The sequence below is a fragment of the Streptosporangium carneum genome (genome assembly GCF_027922005.1).
GTDB lineage: Bacteria > Actinomycetota > Actinomycetes > Streptosporangiales > Streptosporangiaceae > Streptosporangium > Streptosporangium carneum.
Window position 1 is genome coordinate 1 of sequence record NZ_BSEV01000013.1, and the last position, 1,286, is coordinate 1,286.

Here is a 1,286-nt window from a genome sequence, read left to right on the forward strand (position 1 = left end):
GTGGAAGGGGCGGGTCGAGGCGGCTCGCCAGGCCGGGCGCAAGGACGTTCCGGCCCAGTCGGGCCTCGAAGAGATCTTCGAGGAGATCAGTCCCATCGAGGACTTCTCCGGGACCATGTCCCTGTCGTTCCGCGACCACCGGTTCGAGCCGCCCAAGTACTCAGTCGATGAGTGCAAAGACAAGGACATGACCTACTCCGCCCCGATGTTCGTCACGGCGGAGTTCATCAATAACACCACTGGTGAGATCAAGAGCCAGACCGTGTTCATGGGCGACTTCCCGCTCATGACCGGCAAGGGCACCTTCATCATCAACGGCACCGAGCGTGTCGTGGTCTCCCAGCTGGTCCGGTCTCCGGGCGTCTACTTCGACCGCAGCGTCGACAAGACCTCCGACAAGGACCTGTACGGCTGCAAGGTGATCCCCTCCCGGGGCGCCTGGCTCGAGTTCGAGATCGACAAGCGTGACAGCGTCGGCGTCCGCATCGACCGCAAGCGCAAGCAGGCCGTCACGGTCCTGCTGAAGGCGCTCGGGTGGACCAACGAGCAGATCCTTGAGCGGTTCGGGCAGTACGAGTCCATGCGCGCCACCCTGGAGAAGGACCACACGGCCGGCCAGGACGACGCTCTGCTGGACATCTACCGCAAGCTGCGGCCGGGTGAGCCGCCGACCAAGGAGTCGGCGCAGACGCTGCTGGAGAACCTGTACTTCAACCCCAAGCGTTACGACCTGGCCAAGGTCGGCCGCTACAAGATCAACAAGAAGCTCGGCGTCGACGCCGAGATCACCCAGGGCACGCTGACCGAAGAGGACATCGTCGCCACCATCGAGTACATCGTCAAGCTGCACGCGGGCGAGACCTCGATGCGGGGGGCGAACGACGAGATCGTCGTCGAGACCGACGACATCGACCACTTCGGCAACCGTCGTCTGCGCACGGTGGGCGAGCTCATCCAGAACCAGGTCCGCCTGGGCCTGGCCCGGATGGAGCGGGTCGTCCGTGAGCGGATGACCACCCAGGACGTCGAGGCGATCACGCCGCAGACCCTGATCAACATCCGCCCGGTCGTGGCGTCGATCAAGGAGTTCTTCGGCACCTCGCAGCTGTCGCAGTTCATGGACCAGACCAACCCCCTGGCGGGTCTGACGCACAAGCGTCGACTGTCCGCGCTGGGTCCCGGTGGTCTGTCCCGTGAGCGGGCCGGCTTCGAGGTCCGTGACGTCCACCCGTCGCACTACGGCCGCATGTGCCCGATCGAGACGCCCGAAGGCCCGAACATCGGCC

General features: G+C 65.1%; 1 protein-coding gene. It reads left to right on the forward strand.

What is annotated here, in order from left to right; all coding sequences use genetic code 11:
* Positions 1-1,286: RNA polymerDNA-directed RNA polymerase subunit B (locus PKF00_RS25330; RefSeq protein ID WP_498073063.1), on the forward strand; the 1,286-nt coding region annotated here is incomplete at both ends.